Source organism: Streptomyces silaceus (assembly GCF_001419745.1).
GTDB lineage: Bacteria > Actinomycetota > Actinomycetes > Streptomycetales > Streptomycetaceae > Streptomyces > Streptomyces silaceus.
Window position 1 is genome coordinate 1 of the sequence record NZ_LIRJ01000255.1, and the last position, 6,197, is coordinate 6,197.

Here is a 6,197-nt window from a genome sequence, read left to right on the forward strand (position 1 = left end):
CCCGCCCCCGGCCTCGACCGGCTGCCCGAACTCGTCGAGCAGGCCCGCAGCACGGGCCTGGCCGTCGACGTCACCACCGAGGGCACGCCCGCGAAGCTGCCGCCCGGCATGGACCTCGCCGCGTTCCGCATCGTCCAAGAGGCCCTGACGAACGTCGTACGCCACTCCGGATCGCGCCACGCGCGCGTGCTGGTGCGTCACGAACAGGGCGCGCTCACCCTGCGTGTCGACGACGACGGGCCCGCCACCGGCGCCGACGCGGGCGGCAGCGGCAACGGACTTGCCGGGATGCGGGAGCGCGCCGCGGCCCTTGATGGCACGATCGAGGCGGGCCCGCGCCCGGACGGCGGTTTCCGGGTGACCGCGGTGCTGCCCCTGGCGGCGGGCCGCGGCGACCGGGCCGGCACGGCACCTCGGGAGGACCAGTGATCCGCGTACTGCTCGCCGACGACCAGTCCCTGGTCAGGGCAGGCTTCAAGGCGCTCCTCGACGCGCAGCCGGACATCGGGGTCGCCGGGGAGGCCGCGGACGGCGAGGAGGCGTTCCGCATGGTGCGGGAACTGCGCCCCGACGTCGTCCTGATGGACATCCGCATGCCGCTGCTCGACGGGCTCGCCGCCACCCGCCGGATCACCGAGGAGCCGGGCCTGGACAGCGTGAAGGTGGTCATGCTCACCACCTTCGAACTCGACGAGTACGTCTTCGAGGCGATCCGCTCCGGGGCCTCGGGTTTCCTCGTCAAGGACACCGAGCCGGACGAACTGCTGCGCGCGGTGCGGGCGGTCGTCGAGGGCGACGCGCTCCTGTCGCCGGGGGTGACGCGGCGCCTCATCGCCGAGTTCGCGGCCCGTTCCAAGGAGCCCGCGGCCGCCGACGCGCTCGGCGGGCTCACCGAGCGCGAGCGGGAGGTGATGGCCCTGGTCGGCATCGGCCTGTCGAACGAGGAGATCGCCCGACGGCTGGTCGTCAGCCCCCTCACCGCCAAGACGCACGTGAGCCGGACCATGGTGAAGCTGGGCGCCCGTGACCGGGCCCAACTGGTCGTCCTCGCCTACGAGTCGGGCCTGGTGCGGCCGGGCTGGCTGGGCTGAGCGGACGTGTCGCGGCCGGGTGCCGATGCGGACATCCGGCGGCGCGCTCGCGCGGACGACCGCCCGTGCCGCAGCAGGATCGTCGCCACGGTCGCGACGAAGACGACGGCGGCGGCGATGAGGCCCGCCCGGCGGAGCAGGCCCGGGGAGGGCGAGGTCACGCCGAAGAAGTCGGCGGGTGCCGACACGGCGAAGAAGGCGATGACCGCGAGACCCGTGGCGACGAACAAGGCGTAGCCGATCTCCACGGTGGTCGCGTCCCGCTCGCCCTGCGTCCTGGTCCCCATGCGCCCAGTGTCGGGGGAGCGCACCGGAACGGCAAGCAATTGCCGTGTGGGCACGGCGTGTTGAGAAGGCGGGAGGCGCGCGGGCGTGGCGTCACGGAAGTAGATGCATGTGCATTTAATGACGGTGCAACAAACGCAGGGAATTCTGCTAACGTGCGGTGGCATGGCGGCGAAAACGGCCGAGCAGGGGCTCGTGGATCACTGGCGCGACATCCTCGCGGTGCATGCGCGCACACTGTGCGAACTCGACCGCGAGCTGCATCCGCACGGCCTCGGGGCGAGTGACTTCGAGGTCCTCGACGTCCTGGCCGAGGGATCGTCGGACGACGGCGGCTGCACGTTCCGCGTGCAGGAGATCTCCGCGCAGGTCCACCTGAGCCAGAGTGCGCTGTCCCGCCTCATCGGGCGTCTGGAGAAGGACGGTCTCGTGGAGCGCGGCATGTGCAGCGAGGACCGCCGGGGCGTACGCGTCTCGCTCACCGACAAGGGGCGCGCCCTGCACCGCGAGGTGCGGCCCGTGCAGCGGGCCGTCCTGAAGCGGATGCTCGCCGACGCCCCGGGCGACTGACGGGCGCCCCACCGCGCCCGTCGGAACAGCTGTGGCCGGGCCCGTCGGAGCGATTCCGGCCACGCCCGCCGGATCAGCTCATGACGATCGCGGACCGCTCCCGCCACAGGTCCGCCAGAGTGAGGTCACCCGTGACCTCGGGGAACGGCAGCCGGTTCCACAGCGCCGCGTAGAGCTGCGCCGTGGGCCCCGACACCTCGCAGTCCGCCGGAGCCGTCGCGCCGCGCTCCGTGAGCGGCGGGCCCTCGGAGAGGCGCACGGTCCAGGTGCGTTCCTCGGGCGTGTCCGTGGCCCGTACGCGCAGGACGCACGGCGTGTCGCTGCGCACCTGGCTGCGCTTGCGCGCGTGGAAGCCGAGCAGCAGCTCCTCGATGCCGTCCACGGCGAACGCGGTGTCGATCGGCGACAGGGACCCGCCGCGCGCGGACTCGGCGTCCAGACGGTGGACGGTGGTCTCGTTCGCCTGTCGCCGGGTCCAGAAGGCGAGCGGTGAGGGGGCGGGCAGGAAGGCCCAGCACTCGACGTCGGGCGGGGCGGTGGCGAGCGTCTCGACCAGCCCGGCGCACCCCTCGCGGAACCACGCGACGAGCGCGTCTCCGTCCAGCTCGGGGAGTTCGCCCACGAGTCTGTACGAGGTGTTGCGCTCGGCGACGAACGCGGTGGCCCAGCGGTGCGCCATGCCCGTGTGCCGCAGCAGGTCCCGCACCTGCCAGCCCGGACAGGTCGGCACCTTGGCGTCGGGCCCCGCCTCCTCGGCGGCCCGCGCCAGCAGCTTTCCTTCTTCGGCGACCACTTGTATGTGCTCCGATATCTCCATGGCGGAAAGTGTGGCGGACGGAGGGAGTCCGCCGCGGAGCCTCCGGACGATGTCAGTCCGATTCCGTACGGTCGCTGTGCTCCGTACTCCGTGTCGCGAAACCGACGATCGCGGCCACCGCGGCGAGCAGCGCGACGCTCGTGAGCGCCGCGGGCAGCGAGTACCAGTCCGCCATGAAGCCGATCAGCGGCGGTCCGACCAGCATCCCGCCGTACCCGAGCGTCGACGCGGCGGCGACCCCGCCCGGACCGGCCAGCGCGCCCGCCCGCTCCACCGCGACGGGAAAGATATTGGCCAGTCCCAGCCCGGTGACGGCGAATCCGGCGAGGGCGAGCCCCGTCGACGGGGCGAGCGCACCGAGGAGCATGCCGACGCACGCCGTCGCGCCGCCGCCCACCACCGTGCGGGTCCTGCCGAGCCGTTCGAGCAGCGCGGTCCCCGAGAGCCGGCCGATCGTCATGGCGAAGGCGAAGCACGAATAGCCCGCGGCGGCGATGCCCGGGTGGGCGTGCAGATCCTGCTCAAGGTGCAGCGGCCCCCAGTCCGCGATGGCGCCCTCGCCGTACGCGGTGCACAGCGCGATGAACCCGAAGACCATCACGAGCCCGCGGGTGCGGCGCTCGAGCCGGCGCGTGCCGCCGTGCTCCACCGAAGGCAGGGCGTCGGCGGGCGGCCGGATGCGCGGTACCGCGGGGTTGCGCAGCAGCGCGGGCGCGGTCACGGCGGTGACCCCCAGGCCGACGGCGGTGATCCCGAGCAGGTGCGGCGTGGGGGAGAGGTGCCCGGCGACCAGGCCGCCGAGCCCCGCGCCGAGCATGCCGCCCAGGCTGAACGCCGCGTGGAAGCTCGGCATCACCGGCCGCCGCAGTGTGCGCACCAGGTCGACGGCGGCGCTGTTCATCGCCACGCTGATCCCGCCGTACGAGGCCCCGAAGAACAGCAGCACCAGGCCGAGCGTCAGGGCGGAGTCCATCAGGGGCGGCAGCGCGACGCCGAGGGGGAGCAGCACCGCGCAGACCACGGTCATCGGGATGCTGCCGTAGCGCCGGCAGAGCCGCCCGGTGAGCGTCATCGTGACCACCGCCCCGGCGGAGACCGCGAGCAGCGCGAGCCCGAGCTCACTGGCCGAGGCGCCGGTCTGCTCCTTGATGGCCGGGATGCGGACGACCCAGCCGGCGAAGACGAAGCCGTCGAGGGCGAAGAAGACGGTGAGGGCGATGCGCAGGCGGCGGAGGTAGGGGTCGGTGGCACCGGGCGCTGGCGCGCCGAGTTTGTTCAGTAGCGGCACAAAGTCAGCGTAGGGGTGCGTGCGGGCCGTGGACAAGCCGGATGCACGGTGACGCAGGGGACGGCCGGGGGCGATGTGCGGCACGGTCGGGGAAGGACCGGAAGATGACGGCACAGCGGCGGGAGCGTGTACGGATCATGGGAGACTCGCCCTCATGAACGGCAAGGCTGACCCCCGTGCCGAGGGGGAAGTGACCACGCGTACCCGCCTGGAGCGAGGGCGTGGCGCGCTGGGTCCCGCGCTCGAACTGGTCCACACCGGGCGCGCGCCGACCCGTGCCGTGCTCACCGCCGAGCTGGGCGTCACGCGCGCCACCGCGGGTGCCGTCGCCGCCGAGCTGGAGGCGCTCGGACTGATCCGGATCGACGCGAAGCCGAGCGCGGCGGCAGGGTCGCAGGGCCGGCCCTCGCACCGGCTCGCCGTCGCGGAGGCGGGACCCGTGGCGCTCGCCGCGCAGGTGCACGCCGACGGCTTCCGGGCCGCGCTGGTCGGGCTCGGCGGGCACATCGTGGCGACCGCGCCCGGCTGCGAGACCATCGACGCCGATCCCGCGCAGGTCCTCAAGGCCGTCGTGGACGCGGGCGCGCGGCTGCTGCGGGAGACGGGCAGGCGCTGTGTGGGCGCGGGCCTCGCCGTGCCGTCCGCGGTGGCCGAGCCCGAGGGCACCGCCCTCAACCCGCTGCACCTGGCGTGGCCCGCGGGCGCCCAGGTGCGCGAGATCTTCGCCGCCTGTGTACGCGAGGCGGGCATCGGGGGACCGGCCTTCGCGGCCAACGACGTGAACCTCGCGGCGCTCGCCGAGCACCGCCACGGAGCGGGCCGGGGCGCCCGCGACCTGCTGTGCGTGGCGACCGGGCACCGGGGTGTCGGCGGCGCGCTGGTCCTCGACGGCCGTCTGCACACCGGGAGTTCGGGCCTCGCGCTGGAGGTCGGCCATGTCGTCGTGAACCCCGAGGGGCGTCCCTGCCACTGCGGCAGCCGCGGCTGCCTGGACGTGGAGACCGATCCGCTCGCCTTCCTGGCGGCGGCGGGGCGCGAGCCGGGGCCCGAAGGCCTGCTCGTGCAGGCCCGTGACCTGCTCAGGGGCGCGTACGGCGATCCGGCCGTGCGGTCCGCCGCCGAGGCGCTGATCGACCGGCTCGGCCTCGGCCTCGCGGGCCTGGTGAACATCCTCAACCCCGACCGGATCATCCTGGGCGGCCTGCACCGGGCCCTCCTGGAGGCGGACCCGGAGCGGCTGCGGGCCGTCGTCGCGGACCGCAGCCTGTGGGGCCGCAGCGGTGGCGTGCCGATCCTGGCCTGCACGCTGGACCACAACAGCCTGGTGGGGGCCGCCGAGCTGGCCTGGCAGCCGGTGCTCGACGACCCCCTGGGGGCACTGGGGTAGGCGGGCGGTCAGACGGGCTGGGGCACGTCCTCGGCGGGCTTGCCCGCCGCCTCCTCGGCGGGAGCGGTCGGACGCGTCCGCGCCCGGCGGCGCAGGACGTCCGGCACCAGCGTGAGGAGCCCCAGCACGGCCAGGCCCGCGCCGATCCACAGCGGCGCCCGCAGCCCGAAGCCGTCGATGGCGGGTCCGCCGACGGACGTGGCGACGATGATGCCCAGCGTGATGAAGGACGAGTGGACGGTGTTCACCAGCGGCCGGGCGTTGCCGGCGCCCTGGACGCGGGTCACCATGGCCGGGTTCATGGTGACGCCGACCAGGCCGATGCCCAGCATGAACACGAGGGCGGGGACGGTCAGTCCGGCGAAGAGCGCGAACCCGACGAGGAAGGCGAGGTTCAGCGCGAGACCGGTGACGAGCACGGGCAGGGTGTAGCGGTCGGCGAGCCGGCCGACGACGGTGTTGCCGATGACGGTGGCGGCTCCGTACGCGACGAGCAGCAGTGGCACGGTCCCGGTGGAGAAGCCGGTGATCTCGGTGAGGATCGGGTTCAGGTAGCTGAAGGCCGAGAAGGTCGCGCCGATGACGAAGGTGCTGGTGACGAGGGTCAGCCACAGGCGCGGGCTGCGGAAGGCGCCCAGCTCCTCGCGGAGGCCGCCGCCCTCCTCGGCCCCCTCTTCGGCGCTCGGCACGCCGGCGAGCGTGATGAAGGCGGCGAGCACGGTCAGCCCGGTGATGGCCCAGAACGCGGCGCGCCAGCCG

At 74.0% G+C, this 6,197-nt stretch carries 8 protein-coding genes; 4 read left to right on the plus strand and 4 right to left on the minus strand.

The features are described 5' to 3' along the window. On the plus strand, nt 1-429 hold a 429-nt coding region (locus AOK22_RS23415; protein WP_341845600.1), incomplete at its 5' end, for a sensor histidine kinase. Then, nucleotides 426-1,091: a response regulator gene (locus AOK22_RS23420; protein ID WP_055700677.1), complete on the plus strand. Its 666-nt coding sequence runs from the start codon at nt 426-428 to the stop codon at nt 1,089-1,091. The genes AOK22_RS23415 and AOK22_RS23420, both read left to right, overlap by 4 nt. Here AOK22_RS23420 and AOK22_RS23425 read toward each other — a convergent pair. Continuing rightward, nucleotides 1,052-1,378 (minus strand): DUF6332 family protein, encoded by a 327-nt coding sequence (locus tag AOK22_RS23425; protein WP_063795316.1) that lies wholly within the window; start codon nt 1,376-1,378, stop codon nt 1,052-1,054. The genes AOK22_RS23420 and AOK22_RS23425 overlap by 40 nt on opposite strands. A gap of 163 nt (nt 1,379-1,541) precedes the next feature. On the opposite strand from AOK22_RS23425, the gene AOK22_RS23430 reads away from it, so the two are divergent. After that, nucleotides 1,542-1,946, plus strand: a complete 405-nt coding sequence (locus AOK22_RS23430; RefSeq protein WP_055700678.1) for a MarR family winged helix-turn-helix transcriptional regulator — start codon at nt 1,542-1,544, stop codon at nt 1,944-1,946. Between the two features lie 73 nt (nt 1,947-2,019). On the opposite strand, the gene AOK22_RS23435 is transcribed toward AOK22_RS23430, so the two are convergent. Then, a complete protein-coding gene (locus AOK22_RS23435; RefSeq protein WP_055700679.1) occupies nt 2,020-2,763 on the minus strand; it encodes a maleylpyruvate isomerase family mycothiol-dependent enzyme in 744 nt (247 codons plus the stop codon). Nucleotides 2,764-2,815: 52 nt separating this feature from the next. Next, nucleotides 2,816-4,051 (minus strand): MFS transporter, encoded by a 1,236-nt coding sequence (locus AOK22_RS23440; protein WP_055700680.1) that lies wholly within the window; start codon nt 4,049-4,051, stop codon nt 2,816-2,818. Between the two features lie 154 nt (nt 4,052-4,205). On the opposite strand from AOK22_RS23440, the gene AOK22_RS23445 reads away from it, so the two are divergent. Continuing rightward, complete coding sequence (locus AOK22_RS23445) at nt 4,206-5,438, plus strand: ROK family protein (protein ID WP_055700681.1); 1,233 nt, start codon at nt 4,206-4,208, stop codon at nt 5,436-5,438. Nucleotides 5,439-5,446: 8 nt separating this feature from the next. Here AOK22_RS23445 and AOK22_RS23450 read toward each other — a convergent pair. Further along, a partial coding sequence (locus AOK22_RS23450) for an MFS transporter (protein ID WP_157872274.1) occupies nt 5,447-6,197 on the minus strand: 751 nt, incomplete at its 5' end.

Excerpts from the sequence above, each read along its gene's own strand:
- AOK22_RS23425 (WP_063795316.1), bottom strand. The coding sequence starts at position 1,378 with ATGGGGACCAGGACGCAGGGCGAGCGGGACGCGACCACCGTGGAGATC.
- AOK22_RS23430 (WP_055700678.1), top strand. The coding sequence starts at position 1,542 with ATGGCGGCGAAAACGGCCGAGCAGGGGCTCGTGGATCACTGGCGCGAC.
- AOK22_RS23435 (WP_055700679.1), bottom strand. The coding sequence starts at position 2,763 with ATGGAGATATCGGAGCACATACAAGTGGTCGCCGAAGAAGGAAAGCTG.
- AOK22_RS23445 (WP_055700681.1), top strand. The coding sequence starts at position 4,206 with ATGAACGGCAAGGCTGACCCCCGTGCCGAGGGGGAAGTGACCACGCGT.